The sequence below is a fragment of the Paenibacillus sp. GCM10027629 genome, from assembly GCF_042676425.1.
Taxonomy (GTDB): domain Bacteria; phylum Bacillota; class Bacilli; order Paenibacillales; family Paenibacillaceae; genus Paenibacillus_K; species Paenibacillus_K terrigena.
In genome coordinates this window covers 443489-464586 of record NZ_JBHTGZ010000012.1, presented here as the reverse complement: position 1 = coordinate 464586, position 21098 = coordinate 443489, and the positions used below count along the sequence as shown (strand labels likewise).

General features: G+C 46.0%; 17 protein-coding genes and 1 tRNA gene. 16 read left to right on the top strand and 2 right to left on the bottom strand.

Annotation, left to right across the window (positions count from 1 at the left end; all coding sequences use genetic code 11):
* Window position 1 precedes the first annotated feature (1 nt).
* From ACFQZR_RS22705 to ACFQZR_RS22655, 11 genes are all read left to right on the top strand, one after another.
* Window positions 2-1507 carry a xylulokinase gene (locus ACFQZR_RS22705; protein WP_379350155.1) on the top strand — a complete coding sequence of 502 codons (1506 nt, stop codon included), beginning with the start codon at window positions 2-4 and terminating at the stop codon, window positions 1505-1507.
* A gap of 175 nt (window positions 1508-1682) precedes the next feature.
* Window positions 1683-3104, top strand: coding sequence for an alpha-L-fucosidase (locus ACFQZR_RS22700; protein ID WP_379350153.1), 1422 nt, complete (start codon window positions 1683-1685; stop codon window positions 3102-3104).
* Between the two features lie 316 nt (window positions 3105-3420).
* On the top strand, window positions 3421-4854 hold the full coding sequence (locus tag ACFQZR_RS22695) for a TolB family protein (RefSeq protein ID WP_379350151.1): 1434 nt from the start codon (window positions 3421-3423) through the stop codon (window positions 4852-4854).
* Window positions 4855-4887: 33 nt separating this feature from the next.
* Entirely contained in the window at window positions 4888-5748 is an 861-nt protein-coding gene (locus ACFQZR_RS22690; protein ID WP_379350149.1) for a phosphate ABC transporter substrate-binding protein, read from the top strand.
* Window positions 5749-5820: 72 nt separating this feature from the next.
* Window positions 5821-6771 (top strand): phosphate ABC transporter permease subunit PstC, encoded by a 951-nt coding sequence (gene pstC, locus ACFQZR_RS22685; protein WP_379350147.1) that lies wholly within the window; start codon window positions 5821-5823, stop codon window positions 6769-6771.
* Window positions 6768-7649 (top strand): phosphate ABC transporter permease PstA, encoded by an 882-nt coding sequence (pstA, locus tag ACFQZR_RS22680; RefSeq protein ID WP_379350145.1) that lies wholly within the window; start codon window positions 6768-6770, stop codon window positions 7647-7649. The genes pstC and pstA overlap by 4 nt, the downstream gene beginning before the upstream one ends.
* 608 nt (window positions 7650-8257) lie before the next feature.
* Entirely contained in the window at window positions 8258-10921 is a 2664-nt protein-coding gene (gene polA / locus ACFQZR_RS22675) for a DNA polymerase I (RefSeq protein WP_379350143.1), read from the top strand.
* A gap of 54 nt (window positions 10922-10975) precedes the next feature.
* Window positions 10976-11806 carry a DNA-formamidopyrimidine glycosylase gene (gene mutM / locus ACFQZR_RS22670; RefSeq protein WP_379350141.1) on the top strand — a complete coding sequence of 277 codons (831 nt, stop codon included), beginning with the start codon at window positions 10976-10978 and terminating at the stop codon, window positions 11804-11806.
* Between the two features lie 111 nt (window positions 11807-11917).
* Window positions 11918-12613 carry a sporulation membrane protein YtaF gene (gene ytaF / locus ACFQZR_RS22665; RefSeq protein ID WP_379350139.1) on the top strand — a complete coding sequence of 232 codons (696 nt, stop codon included), beginning with the start codon at window positions 11918-11920 and terminating at the stop codon, window positions 12611-12613.
* 41 nt (window positions 12614-12654) lie between these two features.
* Complete coding sequence (gene coaE, locus ACFQZR_RS22660; RefSeq protein ID WP_379350964.1) at window positions 12655-13257, top strand: dephospho-CoA kinase; 603 nt, start codon at window positions 12655-12657, stop codon at window positions 13255-13257.
* Window positions 13254-13823, top strand: coding sequence for a lytic transglycosylase domain-containing protein (locus ACFQZR_RS22655; RefSeq protein WP_379350137.1), 570 nt, complete (start codon window positions 13254-13256; stop codon window positions 13821-13823). Before coaE ends, ACFQZR_RS22655 begins: the two co-directional genes overlap by 4 nt.
* Window positions 13824-13908: 85 nt before the next feature.
* On the opposite strand, the gene ACFQZR_RS22650 is transcribed toward ACFQZR_RS22655, so the two are convergent.
* Window positions 13909-14127 (bottom strand): alpha/beta-type small acid-soluble spore protein, encoded by a 219-nt coding sequence (locus ACFQZR_RS22650; RefSeq protein WP_018756035.1) that lies wholly within the window; start codon window positions 14125-14127, stop codon window positions 13909-13911.
* Window positions 14128-14241: 114 nt separating this feature from the next.
* On the opposite strand from ACFQZR_RS22650, the gene nrdR reads away from it, so the two are divergent.
* Window positions 14242-14709: a transcriptional regulator NrdR gene (gene nrdR, locus ACFQZR_RS22645; protein ID WP_018756034.1), complete on the top strand. Its 468-nt coding sequence runs from the start codon at window positions 14242-14244 to the stop codon at window positions 14707-14709.
* A 290-nt stretch (window positions 14710-14999) separates the two neighbouring features.
* Window positions 15000-15075 (top strand) — tRNA-Ala (locus ACFQZR_RS22640).
* A gap of 1225 nt (window positions 15076-16300) precedes the next feature.
* Here ACFQZR_RS22640 and ACFQZR_RS22635 read toward each other — a convergent pair.
* Window positions 16301-16912, bottom strand: a complete 612-nt coding sequence (locus tag ACFQZR_RS22635; RefSeq protein WP_379350134.1) for a TetR/AcrR family transcriptional regulator — start codon at window positions 16910-16912, stop codon at window positions 16301-16303.
* Window positions 16913-17117: 205 nt separating this feature from the next.
* Here ACFQZR_RS22635 and kynU point away from each other — a divergent pair, with 205 nt between their 5' ends.
* From kynU to ald, 3 genes are read left to right on the top strand one after another with little or no spacing between them, the layout of a single operon-like run.
* Complete coding sequence (gene kynU, locus ACFQZR_RS22630) at window positions 17118-18404, top strand: kynureninase (RefSeq protein ID WP_379350962.1); 1287 nt, start codon at window positions 17118-17120, stop codon at window positions 18402-18404.
* Between the two features lie 48 nt (window positions 18405-18452).
* Complete coding sequence (locus ACFQZR_RS22625; protein ID WP_379350132.1) at window positions 18453-19811, top strand: amino acid permease; 1359 nt, start codon at window positions 18453-18455, stop codon at window positions 19809-19811.
* Between the two features lie 60 nt (window positions 19812-19871).
* Window positions 19872-21017 carry an alanine dehydrogenase gene (gene ald / locus ACFQZR_RS22620; RefSeq protein WP_379350130.1) on the top strand — a complete coding sequence of 382 codons (1146 nt, stop codon included), beginning with the start codon at window positions 19872-19874 and terminating at the stop codon, window positions 21015-21017.
* Window positions 21018-21098: the final 81 nt, after the last annotated feature.

Sequence of the window (21098 nt, the reverse complement as noted above, 5' to 3'; positions counted from 1 at the left end):
GATGATGGGCTACATTGCTGCTTTTGATATCGGGACGACGAATACCAAAGGTGTGTTGGTGGACAAGCATGGGGGATTACATCAAGAGCAGGATGTTCCGATGCATACACTCCTTCAAGGAGGATGGATCGAACAACATCCAGAGCAATGGTTGGAAGCCGTGTGTACGATTGCTGATGTATGGTGGAGCAGTGGAATTCGTGCCCATGACATCGAACTCATTACATTTAGCGGACAAATGCAAGATATCATTCCCATCCGAGCCGATGGCCTCCCTGTCCGGCCTGCCATCCTCTATTCTGATGGACGTGCTGCAGAACAAGCAGCACGAATGAATCAGGAGCTCGGTCATGAGGGGATATTCCAGGTGACCGGGAATGCTTTGGATGGCACGTCGCCACTGGCGAAGCTGTTATGGATGCAGGAGCGGGAAGCGGAGCTTGATGTGAAGACAGCTTGGTACCTGATCAGCTCCAAAGATTATGTCATTTATCATCTTACGGGTCAGGCGGTCACGGACGCGACGACTGCTGCGACAACCGGGATGATGAACCTTCATATACGGGAATGGGAAACGGCTTGGTTATCGCGTTATGCACTTGATGCGAAGAAGCTACCGCCAATTTTGGCACCGGAAGCGATCGCGGGCGAGGTGCATCCAGAAGCTGCGCGGATGACCGGATTCCGGGTAGGGACGAAGGTGCTATGCGGTATTGGCGATGCTGGAGCAACGACCATAGGTGCCGGCGTAACGGCTCCCGGTGAAATGTATGGCTACATTGGGACGACAGGATGGATTGGGATGACGTCCAATCAGAAGCTGCCCGCAGAGAGTCGGGTATTCCACTTGGCCCATGCGGCGGATGGTGTGTTGATCGCTGTTGCACCACTGCTTAATGCGGGTAATGCACATCAGTGGGCGGTAACAACGTTTAGCGAAGGTACGGATGGATCGAACTCAGCTTATCAAGCGTTTGAGGAAGCCGTTCGGGCGGTCAATCGATTCGAGAATCACGTCTTGTTCCTGCCCTATCTGAACGGGGAACGTTCGCCGATTCAAGATCAGCAGGCTACAGGTTGTTTTATAGGTCTGAAGCAGGCAACGACGAAGGCGATGATGGGATGTGCGGTGCTGGAAGGGGTAGCCTTCGCGATGAAGCAAGTGCAGCAGCAGCTCGGCGACGGTAACGCGCTTCAGAAGCCGCTTGTTCTCATTGGCGGTGGAACGAAGAGCCCTGTCTGGTGTCAGATGATCGCGGATATTTTCGGCGTCCAAGTTCGAGTTCCTCAAGATTCGCAATACCTCCCGGCTCTAGGGGCAGCTTCAGGCGGATTCATTGCGCTGGGTTGGGTGAGTAGCTATACCGAGTTCGCGGATCAATATTTATCTAGAGCGGCGGCAGAGGTGTATACGCCAGATGATGCGCTTCATGCGCATTATCAACGTAAGTTCGAGCGCTATAAGAACATTTATCCTTCTGTGAAGAACTTATTTATAGAAAATTAAGAGCCTATAAGATATAACCGAATTCCCTATGACCTGGGGGTTCGGTTATTTTTGTTCAAAAGTTGACTATTATAATGCTAATTAACCTCGTCATCGTATTCTACAATGGACTTGAAAAGTGACGGATAGATCCGTATAGAAGAGGTTCGTTTTGTCCAATGAGGGAGGAATCGTCATGAACAGCATGATTAGAAATGCTGCACAAGTTAGGCCGTCGGATCGCCAATTGACTGTACAGGAAATGGAGTTTTACGCATTCGTTCATTTTACGGTCAATACGTATACCGATAAAGAATGGGGGATGGGGAACGAAGATCCTTCGATTTTTAATCCTACAGAATTCGATGCGGATCAATGGGTGGAAGCGTGTAAAGCGGCGGGAATGAGAGGCTTGATCCTTACATGCAAACATCATGATGGTTTTTGCTTATGGCCTAGTGTGTATACGGACCATTCCGTCCAACATAGCCCATGGAAGGACGGGAAAGGGGACATTGTACAAGAAGTATCCGAAGCCTGTCGCAAGGGCGGCATCCAATTCGGAATCTATCTATCACCATGGGATCGGCATGAACAATCCTATGGCGATTCGCCCTTGTATAATGCGTATTTTAGAAATCAATTGCGAGAGCTGCTCACAAATTACGGGGACCTATTCTGCGTCTGGTTCGACGGTGCTTGCGGCGAAGGTCCGAACGGGAAACGTCAAGTCTATGATTGGGAAAGCTACTATGCATTGATCCGGGAGCTGCAGCCGAATGCGGCAATCTCCGTATGCGGTCCGGATATTCGTTGGTGCGGCAATGAAGCGGGTCACTGTCGAGAATCGGAGTGGAGCGTTGTGCCTGCATCCCTTCGGGATAATGAGCGAATCCAAGAGAAATCGCAGCAAGTGGATGACGCGGAGTTCGCGCGAAGATACAGTTCGGAAGACAAGGATTTGGGCAGTAGAGAGGTCATACAACAGGAGAGCGAGCTGGTATGGTACCCCGCGGAAGTGAATACATCGATTCGTCCCGGATGGTTCTATCATGCTTCAGAAGATGATAAGGTTAAATCACTAGATGAACTACGGCGTATCTACTATGGGTCTGTTGGTGGTAACGCTATGTTTCTCTTGAATATTCCGCCTGATCGCCGTGGACTGTTTCACGAAAATGATGTAGCACGCCTGAGGGAACTCGGTGAATTGATCCGTGATACATTCAAAGACAATCTAGCAGCTCATGCATCTGTGCAATCCTCGGAATCGATGGAGGGACAACCTGCAAGCAACATGGTTGATGGGAATAACGATACATACTGGTGTCCGCAAGAAGGCACGGAGCAAGCAATTATTGAAGTTGACTTGAAACATGAAGCGACGTTTGACCATGTTGTGCTACAGGAACACATTCGATCAGGGCAGCGCATTGAAAGATTCGTCTTAGAGTACCGTGACGGAGAAGAATGGAAGTCGTTATTTCGTGGGACAGTGATTGGTTATAAGCGAATTTGCCGATTCGATTCCGTGAGATTCCGCTATATCCGGCTATCGATTACTGAATCGAGATGGTGTCCGACAATTTCCAACATCGGGATCTATTCGAGTCTATAACCATTACTATTTAATCATAAATGTTAGAAGAAATGCAGGAAGTGTGTGACCGTTAGAATCATTGTTACGGTTGCATGCTTCTTTGCTATGGGGATTATTTCTTAATCACTTTACGTTTATAAGGTATAAAGAACTACTATTTACAAGAAATCCATCGTATTTTTCATAAAATTTACAATTTTATTTACAATTCCTTCACCGAATATTAATATCTGGCGAACAATTCATGCGAAGTCTTTTAACAATCCCATGTGAAAATAACATTAGAAGTTCAAATCCGCTACATAATCCGAAAAGAATGGGTGAAAAGAAATCCATGAAAAAGAACATGTTGGGTAAGGTCATTGCATCTGCTTTAGTCACTGCTGTTGTAACAACAACTGCTGCAAGCGCAGCACCAGTAGAGAAGAAACCTACGCAAGGAACTGCAAGTGTCGAAGCACGTAACGTACTTGCGAACCCGGTCGTGAACGCAACGTTATCGGTGGATGGCATCAAGTCTGTTGTGAAATCGATCAAATCTGGCAGTCAAGTGCTCTATGCCGCATCGGATCTTGCGAATTCACTCGGTGCAAGTTATATCAGCAGTGGCAGCAGCGCTACGTTGCTTAACGAGTTCCACACGGCTGAAATTTTTGCAAGCAGCGCAGAATTCAAGGCAAATGGCAAAGAAGCGAAATTCGTTACAGCACCGCAAACGGTTCAAGGCGTCTTGTATGTTGAATTGCCTGCGATCGTAGATGCGCTAGGTGGCGAAATCGACGGTACAGAAGTGAAGAGCGTGAAAGTCCTTGAAGGTATTTTCTCCGCACCGCGTTTGATCAATAACGCAGCTGTGATCGTGAACAAAGATGATGCAGATGCAACTGAAATCTATCAATTGCGTGCTGCGAACAACAAGAACGAGATTCTATCAACGGTAGATGAAGCTGCATCGATGGTCGTATCGCCAGATGGTCAATACGGTGTGTATGCTGACGCATCAGCACAATTGATTCTCGTGAACTTACATACAGGAACATCTCATGTGTGGAGCAGCGATAACTCTGTCAAAATGGATTTGGTATGGACGGCAGACAGCAAAAAAGTATACTTCGCACAAGGTGATAAGCAAGAGAAAATCGGTGTCATCGAGCTAAGCGGCTCTTCGGTGAAATCGATTCTATCGGATAAAGTAGAGAACAAAGCAGAGCCGCGTGTATCGGCAGACGGAACAAAAATGGTGTATACAGTGAACGTAACAGGTGTTGCGGATAGCGACAAAGAGAGCACGGAAGAGTCACTCAAAATTGACTATTCCAAAGCAGGCTCCCAGTTGTTCGTGCTCGACCTGACGAAGAAAGATGCGAAGCCGATTCAACTGACAAAAGCGCTCGATAACAAATTGTTCGCTAATGTCTTGAATGATGGTCGTGTCGTATACATCAGCGCAGATCCAGAAGGCAAAGTCGAGAATGATGTCTTGAAGGCGATTTCCGCAGACGGAAAGAATCTATCAGATCTTATCGCAGATAAAAATGTACTTTGGAGTGCCGTAACAACGCAAGATACGCTTGTTGTTGCTACGGAAGATGCATCTGGTGTGACGATCGCTCAAGTATCTGCGCAAGGCGAGCGTAAAGAATTATTCAAGATTAAAGCGGAAGTATCGGAAATTTCAGTATCGGCAGATGGTTCCACGATCGCATTGATCGCTGACGGTAAAGTTCTTATCGTACAGAACGGTCAAGCAACGACGTTAACGAAATAAACTAAACCTGAATCTCGAGAGGAGAATATACACATGAACGTTTTCAAAAAATTCACTGTGCTTACATTAGCAACAATGTTCGTCATCACATCAGCATTCGCAGGTTCCGCAGCAGCGGCTGGCGATACATTGAAGGGGAAAATCACGATTAACGGCTCCACAGCCCTTCTTCCATTAACACTTCAAGCGGCAAAAGAATTCCAAAAGCTTCACCCGAAAGTATCCTTCGCAGCATCCGGTAAAGGTTCCGTAACAGGACCTCAAGCGGTTAAAAAAGGCATCGCGGACATCGGCGCATGTGACTGGGATGCAAGCACGGACGTTCCAGGATTCAAAGCTTTTGATGGTCAAGTGGCGAACAAAGTCGCTGTCATTCCTTTCGCAACAGTCGTAAACAAGAACGTAGGTGTAGATAACCTTACGACAGAGCAATTGAAAGGCATTTACTCCGGTAAAATTACGAACTGGAAAGATGTTGGCGGTTCGGATGAAGATATCGTTGTGATCACTCGTGCCTTCGGTTCCGGTACACGCGTTAACTATCAAGCTAAAGCGCTTGGCGGCGGCGATATCGTGAAGAAGAGCAAGAACTATAAAGAAGTAGGATCCAGCGGCGATATGAAAACAGCAGTCGCAACAACACCGAACTCGATCGGTTACATCGACTTGGTATATGTGAACAGCGATATTAAAGCTGTGAAGTTCAACGGCGTTGAAGCGACAGCTGAAAATGTTATCAACGGTAAATATAAAATTTGGTCATATGGCTACTACATGACAAAAGGCCAACCAACAGGCGAAGTGAAAGCATTTATCGAGTACATTCAGAACAAAAAGTTCCAAACAACAACAGCGAAGAAAATGAAATTCATTCCACTTTCCGCAATGAAATAAACCGATTATTCATGAACAACCTAGCGGCCAGCCTGAGCGAAATTGGGCTGGTTGCTTTATGGGAGGAACCTTATGCATACGCCTATTTCTGAACAGGCACCACAGTCGTCGATCCTTGGCGATGTTACGTCGAAGTCGAAGTTCAATCGTGCAGCTCGCGTAAGATTTACGAATCGGCTGTTCCAGAGCTACTTTTTATTCAGTATCCTTGCACTATGCTTCGTCTTAGCGCTGGTCATCGTCTTTATTGCCAAAACTGGCTTCTTAACCTTTGAGACGGTATCCTTCAAGGAGTTCTTCCTCTCGTTCAACTGGGCACCGGAAGAAGAGCATTATGGTGCTGCAGCATTCATCGTGAACACGATTACGTTGACGGGATTGACGCTGCTGATCTCCGTGCCGATCTCGATCGCGATTGCGATCTTCAATGCGGAGATTGCTCCAGCTTGGTTCCGCAGCTTCATTCGACCTGTACTGGATCTTCTAGTCGGTATTCCTTCGATTGTATATGGATATCTAGGTCTAACTGTCCTGATTCCGCTCTTGCGTGAGTGGACAGGTGAAGGGCTTGCAGACGGGATCTTCGCGGCTGCGCTTGTCCTTTCGCTTATGATCTTACCAACGATTAGCCGGATCAGTGATGATGCGATCACAGCGGTGCCGAAGAAGTATCGTGAAGCGGCTTACGCGCTAGGTTCGACACGATTACAAGTGATTCTCAAAGTGATTGTGCCTGCGGCGAGTCGAGGCATTATGACGGCGGTGATCCTGGGCATGACGCGTGCGATTGGGGAGACGATGGCCGTCGTGATGGTGATCGGGAATACCGCGCAGCTTGCGAAGACCCTTTTCACACCTACTTCCGTACTGACGAGTAACATCGTGATGCAGATCTCGAATGTGGAGTTCGAGTCGACTTGGAACTATGCGTTACATATGATGGCGTTCCTGCTATTAGCGATATCCATGATTCTGATTCTAATTATTCGATTCTTACGGGGTAAAGGCGGTGCACAGGCATGAGTGGGTTCACAGCGACAAAACGCAATATGCGTGCACGCTTCATGGATCGCATGGCAACCGGGTTGTTTTGGGGTATTGGCTTGCTGATATTGCTGCTTATTTTCTGGCTGCTCTATACGATTATGCATAAAGGGTTACCTGAGATTACACCGAAGTTCTTGGTTGATTTGCCAGACGAGATTGAAGCGGGCGGCGGGATTGGGCCTATGCTGTTCAACTCGTTCTATGTTCTCATCCTTTCCTTGATCTTCTCCATACCGATTGGGGTTGGTGCAGGCATTTACATGGCGGAATATGCACCAGCGAACAAATTTACGGAAGGTTTGCGTATTTGCGTTGAGGCCTTGTCTTCCGTTCCTTCGATCGTGTTTGGGATGCTCGGACTCGCAATTTTCGCAGAATACTTTGGCATAGGACTTACGATTCTCGGCGGCTCGATCAGTTTGGCGTTCTTGAACTTGCCGATGTTGACGCGTGTTACGGAAGAGGCGATTCGTGCGGTGCCGAATGATCTGCGGAACGCATCGTATGCGTTAGGGTCTACTCGATTCCAGTGTATTCGTACAGTCGTACTGCCTGTCGCAATGAATGCGATTGTGACCGGTGTATGTCTCGTCGCAGGACGTGCATTCGGGGAATCTGCGGTTATTATTCTAACAGCGGGGCTTAGCACATCGGGCGAAATGTGGGATTTCAGTCTGTTCGCGCCGGGTGAGACCCTTGCGGTTCATCTCTGGTACGTGCAATCGGAAGCCATCGTCGAGGATGCACGGCAAATTGCGGACAAATCCGCCGCGGTTCTAGTCTTCGTTGTCTTGTTGATCAATATGGTATTCCGCATTCCACTCTGGTTCAACAATCGCAAGTTAAAACGCTAGATATGCGTGATGATACACAACATACAACGATACGTAAGCTTTTCTGCAGGCCGGTCATGGCTACCTTGCAGGAAAGCTTTCTTTGCATTTTTAACTCCCCCTTCTATATGGTAAAATGGAGGGAAGAATAGGCGTATGTGTCTTTTGACGTTGAAAAAGGCTGTTTTTAGCGTACTGGGTGTGAATTAACTGCTGAAAAGCAGTTATTTGGCTGGTACTGGCGTGCGGAGCGTGAAATAACTGCAAAAAAGCAGTTAATTGGCTGGTTCTGGTGTGCGGAGCGTGAATTAACTGCAAAAAAGCAGTTAATTAGCCGGATCTGGTTCGCGGAGTGCGGAATAACTGCAAAAAAGCAGTTAACCACTACACTCCACCGGGCAGCATGTTCACATAATCCGTCGCATGTCAGCGGAGCGGCTGAAATCGTACTGGAGAAGCGATAGCGTTCGCCTTTGTCATCGGAATTCTACCATTTACGGTTCAATCCAATCCAAGAAATCTGAGGACAAGAGCGATCGGAAGAACGATTCAGACGCGGAGCGGGCGGTGTACGAACAACACTATTTTCAACGTACTAATACACATGACGCTTAAATTAGGGGTGTACAATGGACAAACTGATTGTGATTGATGGAAACAGTATCGCGAATCGCGCCTTCTATGCGATGCCGCCATTAACCAATTCCAGCGGATTACATACAAATGCGGTATATGGCTTCACGACAATGCTGCTGCGGTTAATTGAAGAAGAGAAACCAACCCACCTGATGGTGGCGTTCGATGCCGGGAAAGTGACGTTCCGTCATGCCGGTTACGAGAATTATAAGGGTGGTCGTGCGAAGACGCCTTCGGAGTTGTCCGAGCAATTTCCGCTGCTGCGCGAACTACTGACAGCGTGCGGAATTACTCATTTCGAACTGAACGGCTATGAGGCAGACGATATTATTGGGACACTTACGCGTATAGCGGACGAGCAGCAGAAGCAAGTGATGGTCATTTCCGGGGATAAAGATATGCTGCAGCTGGCTTCCGATCATGTCACCATTGCCATAACGCGTAAAGGGGTTACCGAGATCGAAGCGTATGACCCTGCGCAAATTCAGGAAACATACGGCTTGACTCCGAATCAGATTATTGATTTGAAAGGTCTTATGGGAGACGCATCGGACAATATTCCTGGCGTACCTGGGGTCGGTGAGAAGACCGCGCTCAAGCTGCTTCATCAATTTGGAACCGTTGAGAATGTGATCGCGAGTACTGGAGAATTAAAAGGGAAGATCAAGGAGAACATCGAGACGCATGCCGATTCTGCGCGAATGAGTAAAGAGCTCGCTACGATATTCCGCGAGGTACCTCTGACGCAGACTTGGGATGACCTTCAGTTCAAAGGTATTCCGGCTGTACAAGCTATTCCTTTCTTCCGCAAAATGGAGTTCAAATCGTTAATTGAGCGGATTGCTGCATTAGACGAATCTGGAGAAGCGATTGAGGGTATGGAGCCTGAAGTGGTTGCACCACTGAACTTGGTCGTCGTTGATTCGGACACGCTGCCTGCCCTCGTCGCGGACTTAACGAATGTAGAAGTATTCCATACCGAGTCAATCGGAGAGAACCCGCATCAATCGGATGTGATCGGTGTCGTTTTCCGGACGTCGGATACAAGCTATTATGTACCTTACGCACAGTTAAAATCAGATGAATCGGCTCCTCTTCGTGCTTGGATTGCAGACGGATCCATTCCGAAGCGTGGGTATGATCTGCATAAGACGGATCTTGCGCTGCATTGGCAAGGGATCGCTTTTGAAGGTGCCGCTTTCGATGTACAGCTCGCAGCCTACATTCTGGATCCGACGGATTCGAACCAGACGATTGATTATTTGGCGTCCAAATATGAATTACCATCGCTGAGACGTGATGAGGATGTGTTCGGAAAAGGCGCCAAGTTCAAAGTGCCGGACCTAGCAACGCTTAGCGAGCATTTAGGCCGCAAGGCAATGGCTGTTCAACAGATTATGGTGAAGCAGCAAGCAGCTCTGGAGCAGAACGAGATGCATATGTTGTATTACGATTTGGAGCTTCCTTTGTCCAAAGTTCTCGCGGATATGGAGAAACAGGGGATTGCCGTTAACGTGGAAGATCTACGAGATCTCGGGCGTGAGTTTGAAGTGATAATTAATCATCTGGCTGCGGATATTTATCGCCTTGCAGGGATGGAGTTCAATATTAATTCACCGAAGCAGCTTGGAGAGATTCTGTTCGATAAATTAGGATTGCCGGTCATGAAGAAGACCAAGACAGGCTATTCGACGGATGCGGAAGTGCTGGAGAAGCTGGAACCTTATCATGATATCGTGAAGCAGATTCTCCACTACCGACAAATTGCGAAGCTGCAATCGACGTATGTTGAAGGTCTTCTCAAGGAGGTACGCCCAGAGACTGGGAAAGTGCATACGTACTATCGTCAGACGATCGCGGCAACAGGGCGTCTTAGTAGTCAGTTTCCGAACTTGCAGAATATTCCGATTCGTCTTGCAGAAGGACGCAAAATCCGGAAAGTATTCGTGCCGTCTGAACCGGGCTGGTCGATTCTCGCAGCGGACTATTCGCAGATCGAGCTGCGGGTCTTGGCGCATATATCGCAAGATGAGAAGTTAATTGAAGCGTTCGTTCATAATATGGACATTCATACGAAGACCGCCATGGATGTATTCGGGGTACCGGCTGAAGCGGTTGATGCGAATATGCGTCGCCAAGCGAAAGCGGTCAACTTCGGTATCGTATACGGGATTAGTGATTATGGTTTGTCGCAGAACTTGAACATTACACGTCGAGATGCGGCGCAGTTCATTGAGCAGTATTTTGCCGTATTCCAAGGGGTTCGCAAATATATGGACGATATTGTGAAGCAAGCGCGTCAGGACGGTTATGTGACGACGTTGCTTGAACGCAGACGGTATTTGCCTGAGATTACGGCGTCGAACTTCAACCTTCGTTCTTTTGCGGAACGGACTGCAATGAACACGCCGATCCAAGGGACGGCAGCAGATATTATCAAGCTTGCCATGGTGCAGATGGCAAAGCGCCTTGAAGATGAGAAGCTCAAGAGCCGCATGCTGCTTCAGGTACACGATGAATTGGTGTTCGAAGTACCGGCTGAGGAGCTGGAGATGATGAAGAAGCTCGTACCAGATGTGATGGCGGGAGCCCTTAAACTAGATGTTCCGCTTCAAGCCGACGTGAGCTTTGGTGCGAACTGGTATGAAGCAAAATAATCCAAGAGAAAAGATCCTTTGAATTCGGTATAATGAAGGATGAGGTGAAGTCATATGCCGGAATTGCCGGAAGTCGAGACCGTAACAAGAACATTAAATCAATTAATTGTAGGGAAGACGATCGAACGAGTCACTGTATCGCTCCCTCGAATCATACAACGTCCAGATGATGTGCTGCAGTTCGCATATCTTCTGGAAGGTCATACATTCCAGAAGGTCGAGCGCAGGGGGAAGTTTCTGCGCCTCGTATTGGACGGGCTAGTGCTCGTATCGCATTTGCGGATGGAAGGACGGTACGGGATGTATCGTTCGGACGAGCCGGTGGAGAAGCATACGCACGTTATTTTTCACTTTACCGATCAGACGGAGCTTCGTTATAAGGATGTAAGACAGTTCGGCACGATGCATCTTTTCGAGCCGGGTCAAGAGTTCGTGATGGCACCGCTGAACAAGCTCGGGTTAGAACCGCTAGATGAGCAATTTACATTCGAGAAGTTCCGTGCTGTCATTGGTAAACGTGCTACGCTTATTAAGCCAACCTTGCTCAATCAGGCATATGTCGTCGGGATTGGGAATATTTATGTCGATGAGGCCCTATTCCGAGCAGGTATCCATCCGGAAGTGAAAGCGAATACGCTCTCGGATGAACAGCTTGAAGCCATCTATCATGCCGTGATCGCAACCCTGCAAGAAGCCGTGGAAGCAGGAGGGTCGTCGATCAAATCGTATGTGAATGGACAAGGTGAGATGGGCATGTTCCAACAATATTTGAAGATTTATGGCAGGAAAGACGAGCCGTGTGTAACGTGTGGTACAGCCATTGTGAAGACAGTCGTTGGCGGTCGTGGTACACATTATTGTCCGCACTGCCAACCGGATTCCTAATAAAATAGTAGGCACTTATTCCTCCCCCCGCCCATATGATGTGGAAGACATTGCGGCACAGTTGCACCAACACGATGGTGACTTATAGAGCTGCAGGCGGGAGGGTATGGAATGCTAGTGCATTTGTTGTCTTTAGTATTGCTCGCATGCGCACTTAGCCTGGATGGGTTTGGTGTTGGGGTTACGTATGGCTTGCGAAAAATACGGATTCCAATCTTATCGATTATCATTATCTCCGCTTGTTCAGGCATTATTATTTATACCTCCATGTTGATTGGGGTATGGATTGCCAATTATGTATCGCCTGAGATTAGTAAATGGATTGGTGCCCTAATTCTGATGGGCATCGGAGGCTGGGCGCTGATTCAACTCATTGGCTCCAAGGATCGCGATGTGGATGCGGGGACTGAGTTAAATCGACCTACAGAAGATAGCGCGGTTAAGCAAGATGCATCGGCAACGAAGAAGACGGTATTCACGTTTGAGATTCGGGCATTTGGTCTTGTCATTCAAATTTTGAAGTCCCCATCGGCGGCGGATGTCGACCGTTCGGGTGTGATATCGGCATCGGAAGCGGCATTGCTAGGTATTGCGTTGTCGCTGGATGCTTTTGGCGCCGGATTAGGTGCTGCATTGTTGGGCTTCTCGCCATTATGGACTTGTATTTCGATCACGCTTGCCAGCGGCAGCTTCCTCTATTTAGGGACGCGGGTAGGACTGATGTTCGCGGGACTGCAATGGCTGCGCAAACTGTCCTTTATTCCAGGTGTCGTGCTTATCATTATGGGAATCCTAAGGTTTTTCTAGTTGTTGATTTCATTGAGGTATTATATTCTGAGGTGACAAATATGAATATTGGGTTAACTGGTGGCATTGCGACGGGCAAGAGTACAGTCTCGTCGCTCCTTGTTGCTCGGGGTGCCTTACTTATAGATGCAGACCAAATTGCGCGAGAGATTATGGATCCAGGGTCTCCCATTTTGGCGCAAGTAGCAGCACATTTTGGACAAGATATTTTACAAGAAGATGGAACGCTTCATCGCAAACGGCTCGGCGAGATCATATTCTCGAATCCGGCAGAACGTCAAGTGCTGGAGAGCATTACGCATCCTGCGATTCGGACGAGCATTCATGAGCGGATGACAGCGTATGAGAAGGAACATCCGGAGAAACTGATCGTGGCAGATATTCCCCTGTTGTACGAGGCAGGTGCAGCATATGAAGGGTTTTTCGATGAGATAATGGTCGTCTATGTCCCGCGGGAGCTACAGATCGAACGTCTGATGAAGCGGGATGAGATTACGGAAGAACAAGCTGTCAGAAGGCTGAACGCGCAACTAGATATTGAACGTAAAAAAGAAAAAGCCGACATTGTCATCGATAACCGCTTTGGACTTGAGCAGACGATGGAACAAATCGATCAATTCTTGCGCAGAAAGGGGATCGAATGAAGGTATTACGAAAAAAAAGGGTATTGCTCGTTCTTTTCATTGCTTTGGTATCCGTATTGTTCTTCAATTCAAGTTGGATGGGGAGATGGATTTATCCCATTCACTATAAAGAAGCCATTGTGAAGCACGCGAAGACCTTCGATGTGGATCCTCTACTGATCGCTGCAATTATTCGGGTGGAAAGTAATTATAAGTTAAGTAGTGAATCGCGGAAGGGAGCACTCGGGCTCATGCAGGTGATGCCGAATACGGCGAGCTGGGTCATTGAGAAGGGGAAGTTCGATTCCGTGACGATGGATGAGGTGAAACATGAAGCCGAACCGAATATTCAGATCGGTTCGTGGTATATCAAGTCATTATTAACGAAATTCAACAATAATACATACGTCGCGCTAGCCGCTTACAACGCAGGACCGAGTGTGGTTGCGAAGTGGCTTCAGAACGAGACATGGGACGGCAAATTCGAGACCGTCAAGAAGATCCCTTACGGGGAGACGAAAAACTATGTACAGCGTGTCGTTTATTATTATAATAAATATAAGGATCTTTATCAGAATGAACTGTAATGGCTTGTTTTTCATGGGATAAACAAGAAAAGCGTGGGACAAGCTGTATGAACAGCCTGACCAACGCTTCTCTCCAAAAGTTTAATTATCTGTGTTGACCGGCAAGTTGTTGCTCGGCGATCGTTACAAGGCGTTTGGTGATGTAACCACCAATAGAACCTGTGTCACGTGTTACCATGTTGCCATAGTAACCATCTTGTGGAATAGCGATGCCTAACTCTTGAGCAACTTCATATTTCATTTGATCAAGAGCAGCAGTTGCTTGAGGAACGACAAGTGTGTTGCTAGAACGGTTTCCGCTCATCTCTGTATTCACCTCCTTGCGGTTGGTAATTGTATTATGTGCTTAACGATGATTGTTATTCAGGTGACGAATGGAAATTTAAAGTAATTGATTTGAGACGGAGGAAATTTATTTATGAAATGTCCGCATTGCGATTATTCGGGGACAAAGGTGCTGGATTCACGGCCTGCTAACGAGAATAGATCCATCAGACGTCGTCGAGAATGTGAGAGCTGCAGTCGACGGTTTACAACTTTTGAAATGATCGAGGAGACGCCACTCATTGTCATCAAAAAAGAAGGTAACCGCGAAGAATTCAGTCGCGACAAAGTATTGCGCGGCCTCATTCGCGCATGTGAGAAGAGACCTGTACCGATGGAGCGTCTGGAGATGATCGTCTCTGAAGTCGAGAAGGCATTGCGGAACACAGCAAATCCTGAGGTAGAGAGCCGTGCAATCGGTGAGCTTCTGATGGAGCAACTCTATCCGGTGGACGAAGTCGCGTATGTGCGTTTTGCTTCCGTGTATCGTCAATTCAAGGACATTAATATGTTCATGAAAGAGCTAACGGGGTTGTTATCGAAGCATACGATTGATGAATAAGTAGGACTTGGCGCGCATGGCTGTGGGTATGAGTAATGCAGGTGTAATGGACACAAAGGACGTTATATGCGCCCAAATTGCTTGGATTTCGGATCTAACGGACTGTAGCACGCTTATGTATTGGTTTGGAGCCTTGAGGGGCTTCACATAGGTCATATAAAGGCTTCTGTGTCCGCTTATTCGTTATGATGGGTTAGTATTCGACGTTTAACGGATCTATAGTCCGCCGAGTTTATCCAACTTTTGTATTGACAACTTTTTTCGAATTATGCTATGCTTGTCCTGCAAATGGGGCCTTAGCTCAGCTGGGAGAGCGCATCGCTGGCAGCGATGAGGTCAGGGGTTCGATCCCCCTAGGCTCCACCACAATGAATATTAACCGCGTCTTCGGACGTGGTTTTTTTGTTGTGGTGGATTGCTTAGGGGGCGAACCCTGGGGTTCAGTCCGCGCGGACGTAATGAATGAGTAGCTTCGAAGAAATACTTCTAATGCAGGAGCACGGCGTCGCAGTCTACCGCTAAGGTTGTCATCGTCGAGTAATCTACGGCAGCAAGTTAAATGAGGAATGAGACATCCCATTGAAAGGGATAGCGAGTTAGACGAGCGGATATCCCGCTAGGCTCCACCAAATTATTAACACAACGCAACCTGATGAGGGTTGCGTTTTTTAATTGGTGGATTGCTTAGGGGGTGAGAACCCCAGGGTTCAGTCCGCGCGGACGAAAAGAAAAGAGCATGCTTCGTAGATAAAACTTCTAATGTAGGAGCACGGCGTCTCAGTCTACAGCTAAGGTTGTCATCGTCGAGCATTAATCAACAGCAAGTTAATCAGGAATGGACATCCCATGAAAGGGATAGCGAGTTAGACGAGCGGATATCCCCCTAGACTCCACCAAAAATAATAAATGCAGCCGTAAGGTTGCTTTTTTATTTTGGTGGATTACTTAGGGGGTGGACCTCCGGGTTCTGCCCGCGCGGATGAAAAGAAGTGAATAAACTTCGCACGAAAGAACGCAAAGTAATCGGAATAAGCTACAATGCAGATCGTCACTTTGTGGGGTAAGAAAACGGCGTCTCAGTCTACCGCTAAGGTCGTCATCGTCGAGTAATCATCGGGAGCAAGTTAAATCAGGAATGGGACATCCCATTGAAAAGGATAGCGAGTTAGACGAGCGGTATCCCCCTAGGCTCCACCATATTATAAACACAACGCAACCTGATGAGGGTTGCGTTTTTTATTTGGTGGAAAGTCCCAATTGGGGTGAGAACCCCGGGTTCAGCCCGCACGGACGTAATGGAGATTAGGCATCGAAGAAATACTTCTAATGTAGGAGCACGGCGTCACAGTCTACCACTAAGTTTGTCATCGTTGAGTAATCTCCGATAGCAAAATTAATCAGGAATGGGACTTCCCATAGAAAGGGATAGCGAGAGTTGATCGAGCGGATATCCCCCTAGGCCCACCAAACTTAAACAACGCAGCCAACTCGGCTGCGTTGAATCCTCAAGCTATGATCGTAGATGGTAGTACTTTCATACCTCCACGTAGGTAAAAGCTCAGTTCTGATGAACTCATGGTCAGATCCAACACTATAAATAAAGACCTGTGACGTAGACAGAAGTGATCGTTCTAGCGATCTCCTCGACAGAACTATGGTGTTCGTCCCTGACAATTTCCCATAAGTACATTTCGTTCGTAAAAAACCAACCTCGTGCCACAATCTCATGATTAACTCCTGATCTAGCTAACCCGTTTTGTTGTGCGTAGGCAACGTCTTTTGAAATACGCTGAATAAATTTTTCCCGTATGGCTTTCCATTTATCTGAAACTAAAGAAGAGACCCCAATTGCCTGTTCGAAGACTTGCATCATATCCCGTTCGGCTTCAGCCATTTTCAAAAAATCATTCGCTTGTTTACGAACGATTTCCTCAGCTTCTTGTTTCGATTTTGGCAGGAAGGAGATCTCAGCAATTTCAAAAAATCGCTCCATGACACCCTCCATCAATACGATTAATAGATCTTCTTTTCCTCCAAAATGTACATATGCCGTTCCGTATCCGATACTCGCTTTGTTAATCATTTGCGAGATCGTTGCTTTTTGAAAACCTTCTTGAAGAAAGACTTCCCTTGCGGCTTCTAATAATTTTTTTCGTGTATTCAGCGATCGTAAATGTCTTTTATCCTCGTTATGATTATTCATTCCTTTTCCTCCACTACTCATTATCTCTAGAATATATGAATTATTATGAAAAGAAAAGGGATATCATCAGGGGGGTTCGTGTGTTAAAAACTGGATGAAAATTATTATTGACACCATGTCATATTTAAATAGATAATGTTATTGACATTATGTCATATTCATTTGAGAAAGCGCTTTATTATTATCTGTAAAGGGGAGAATCATGATGCTTTTGAAAAACTTTGATGTAACTTTACGGTATGCGCAAGAATTGGATGAGGAAGATTCTCTTGCGCATTTTCGAGAAGAGTTTTATTTAAAACCAGGATCCATTTATATGGATGGGAACTCGCTCGGGCTTCTTTCGAAAAGAGCGGAAAGGACACTCCTGGAATCATTAGAGGATTGGAAGGAACATGGTATCGATGGCTGGACGCAAGGGAAACATCCATGGTTCTTTATGGCGGAGGAACTAGGAGAGAAACTTGCTCCGTTAGTAGGAGGTTCAGCTGAAGAAGTCATTGTGACCGGTTCTACGACAGTAAATCTGCATCAGCTTGTATCTACCTTTTATACGCCAGAAGGAAAACGTACAAAGATTTTAGCAGATGAACTAACATTTCCATCCGATATTTATGCTCTTCAAAGCCAGTTACGGATTCATGGATATGATCCAGATACACATCTTATTCGCGTCAAAAGCCGAGATGGCCGCTTTTTAGAAGAAGATGACATTATCGAAGCAATGGAGGAAACAGTCGCTTTAATCCTCTTGCCCACCGTACTTTATCGTAGTGGTCAAATTTTGGATATCAAACGATTAACCGATGAAGCACACCGTAGAGGTATTGTAATTGGCTTTGACGCTTGCCACTCTGTAGGTTCAATTCCACATTCCTTCAACGAATGGGATGTAGATTTTTCCTTTTGGTGTAATTATAAACATTTGAACGGCGGACCTGGTGGTGTTGGAGGCTTATTTGTGAATCGTAAGCATTTTGGAAGGATGCCTGGACTCGCCGGATGGTTTAGTTCTGCTAAAGAGAAACAATTCGACATGGAGCATACATTAACTCCCGCTCTTTCCGCAGGAGCCTTCCAAATAGGAACTCCTCATGTGCTTAGTGTTGCCCCTTTGATTGGGTCTTTGGAAATTTTTACAGAAGCAGGTATTGAAAATATTCGCCAAAAGTCGCTTAAAATCAATCAATATTTAATGGATCTAATTGATAGTGAATTAGCGGATTTGGGATTTGTCATCGGAACGCCAAGAGAGGATGCGCGACGCGGCGGGCATGTGAGCCTTGAGCATATTGAAGCAGCGCGAATTTGTAAATCACTGAAGGAAAACGGGATCATTCCGGATTTTCGAGCACCTAACATCATTCGTCTTGCACCTGTTGCCCTTTATTCTTCCTTCGAGGAAGTTTGGGAAGTGGTTCAAATTCTTAAAAAGATCATGGCAGAAAAACAGTATGAGAAATTTAAAAATGAACGTGAAGTAGTTGCATAATGTAAAACGCTTATATGGTCGGACAAAGCCCTGAAGGGGATGAAAAAGATGGAGAATAAACATAGCGGTGAGGATTTAAAACGGGAGTTAACTACAGGTCAGCTCTCGATGATCGCAATGGGGATGGCAATTGGGACGGGATTATTCCTTGGAAGTGGACTAGCCATTCGTACTGCCGGACCTGGTGTATTGCTCAGCTATACAATAGGTGCTTTTATCGTTTTATTATTAATGGGATGTTTGGCAGAAATGACGGTTGCCCATCCAACTTCAGGAGCTTTTGGAACGATTGCCGATAAATATCTTCATCCCATGGTAGGCTTTCTTGTCCGGTACTCTTATTGGATTGCCCAGGTTTTTGCCATTGGGGTTGAAATAAGTGCAATCGCAGTCTATATGAAATACTGGTTTCCAGGAGTCCCTGGTGTCATTTGGATCATCGTATTTACAGCAGTTCTTATTTATGTAAACGCTACCAGCGTGAATGCATTTGCGACATTCGAATATTGGTTTTCCATGATCAAGGTTAGTGCGATTGTTGTGTTTATTCTTCTAGGAGCGTACGTTCTTTTTGGAACTTCAGGTTATGAAAATGTGGGTGCGAATAACCTGGTAGATCATGGAGGTTTCCTGCCATTCGGTTTTAAAGGGATGTGGATTGCCGTCTTTATATCTCTTTTTAGCTTTTTAGGCACAGAATTGGTTGCGGTTACTGCAGGTGAAGCAAAAGAGCCGGATGTGGCGGTACCGAAAGCATTGAAAGCAACTGTTTTCCGATTGTCTATTTTCTATGTGTTTACTTTGGCGATCATGTTGATGATTGTTCCTTGGCAATCTGCAGGAATTGAAGAAAGTCCATTTGTAAAAGTAATGGAAATCTTAAACATACCTGGCGCCTCTGGAATAATGAACTTTATCGTGTTAACAGCCGCTTTATCTTCCATGAACGGACAGTTGTATGCTTCCTCACGAACGATGTATTCTTTATCAAAAGAAAAGCTTGCGCCAGCCGTACTTGGCAAGCTTAATAAGAAAGGTGTTCCAACGACTGCACTAACAGTTTCCACAATGGGAATTATTCTTGCTGCGGTTGTAAGTGCGCTGCTGCCGGGATCATCTTATGCATTTATGATGGGGATTTCTATGTTCGGTTCACTTTTTACTTGGTTGATTATTTTCATCTCTCATTTATCTTTCCGTAAGAAATGGGATAAAATGGGCGGACGAAAATTACCGGTAAGAATGATTGGCTTTCCTTATTTGACGATATTGGGGGGACTTCTCCTACTAAGTTTAATGATCACAGCATGGTTTACTGATTTCAAAATTATGCTCCAATTCGGTATCCCTTGGCTGCTGTTTTTATCCATCGCTTATTTAATAATGAAAAAAAAGCATTCAAAATGAGATTTATTCAAAAAGCAGACTGGAAAAATGAGAACTTAATAGCGAAGGAGAGATCTTCTCATGATAATTGGTATTCCTAAGGAAATTAAAAATAACGAAAATCGTGTCGCTTTAACACCAGCTGGTGTCGTTTCATTCGTAAATGCCGGGCATAAAGTGTTAGTAGAGAAAAACGCTGGTGTAGGCAGTGGTTTTACGAATGAGGATTACGCTGATACCGGTGCGGAAATTGTTGAAAATGTGGAAAATTTATGGGGAAAATCAGATATGATTATGAAAGTGAAAGAGCCACTTCCAAGTGAGTATAGCTATTTTCGTAAAGGCTTGATCTTATTCACTTATTTGCATTTGGCCGCTGAACCGGCTTTAGCCCAGGCACTTAAAGAAAGAGGAGTTCTTGCCATTGCCTATGAAACCGTTTTGGTGAATCGCACCTTACCATTGCTAACGCCGATGAGTGAGGTTGCTGGCCGGATGGCTACACAGATTGGTGCCCAATTTCTACAAAAATCAAACGGAGGCAAAGGAATTCTCCTTGCAGGTGTTCCTGGTGTGAACCGTGGGAAAGTGACCATTATTGGCGGCGGTATTGTAGGTACGAACGCAGCAAAAATGGCGATTGGAATAGGCGCTGATGTAACGATTATCGACTTAAGCGCTGACCGTTTACGTCAATTGGATGATATTTTCGGAAATCAAATTACAACACTAATGTCCAACACATTCAATATCGCACAAGCAGTAGCTGAAGCTGATCTTTTAGTTGGTGCCGTATTGATTCCTGGTGCAAAAGCTCCAAAACTGGTAACGGAAGAAATGGTGAAAGCAATGAAGCCTGGTTCAGTTGTCGTTGATGTTGCCATCGACCAAGGTGGAATCGTTGAAACGATCGATCAAATTACAACACATGACAATCCGACCTATGTTAAGCATGGCGTCGTTCATTACGCTGTAGCTAACATGCCTGGTGCGGTTCCGCGGACCTCTACCATTGCTTTAACGAACGTAACTCTTCCATATGCATTGCAGATAGCAAGCAAAGGTGTATATAGAGCAATCGCTGAGAACGAAGCATTAAAACTTGGAGTAAACGTAGCAAATGGTGAAATTACTTTTGAAGCAGTTGCCAAAGATCTTGGTTACGATTATGTAAAGTTAGAAGATGCTTTAGAAAAAAAGGGTTTACTTGAGGGGACCTTCAATTAACTTAATATTCCATGAAGAATTTCTTGCCAAATCATAATCGTTCGTAGGAAAATCATACATCGCCAAAAAAGCCACCCTATG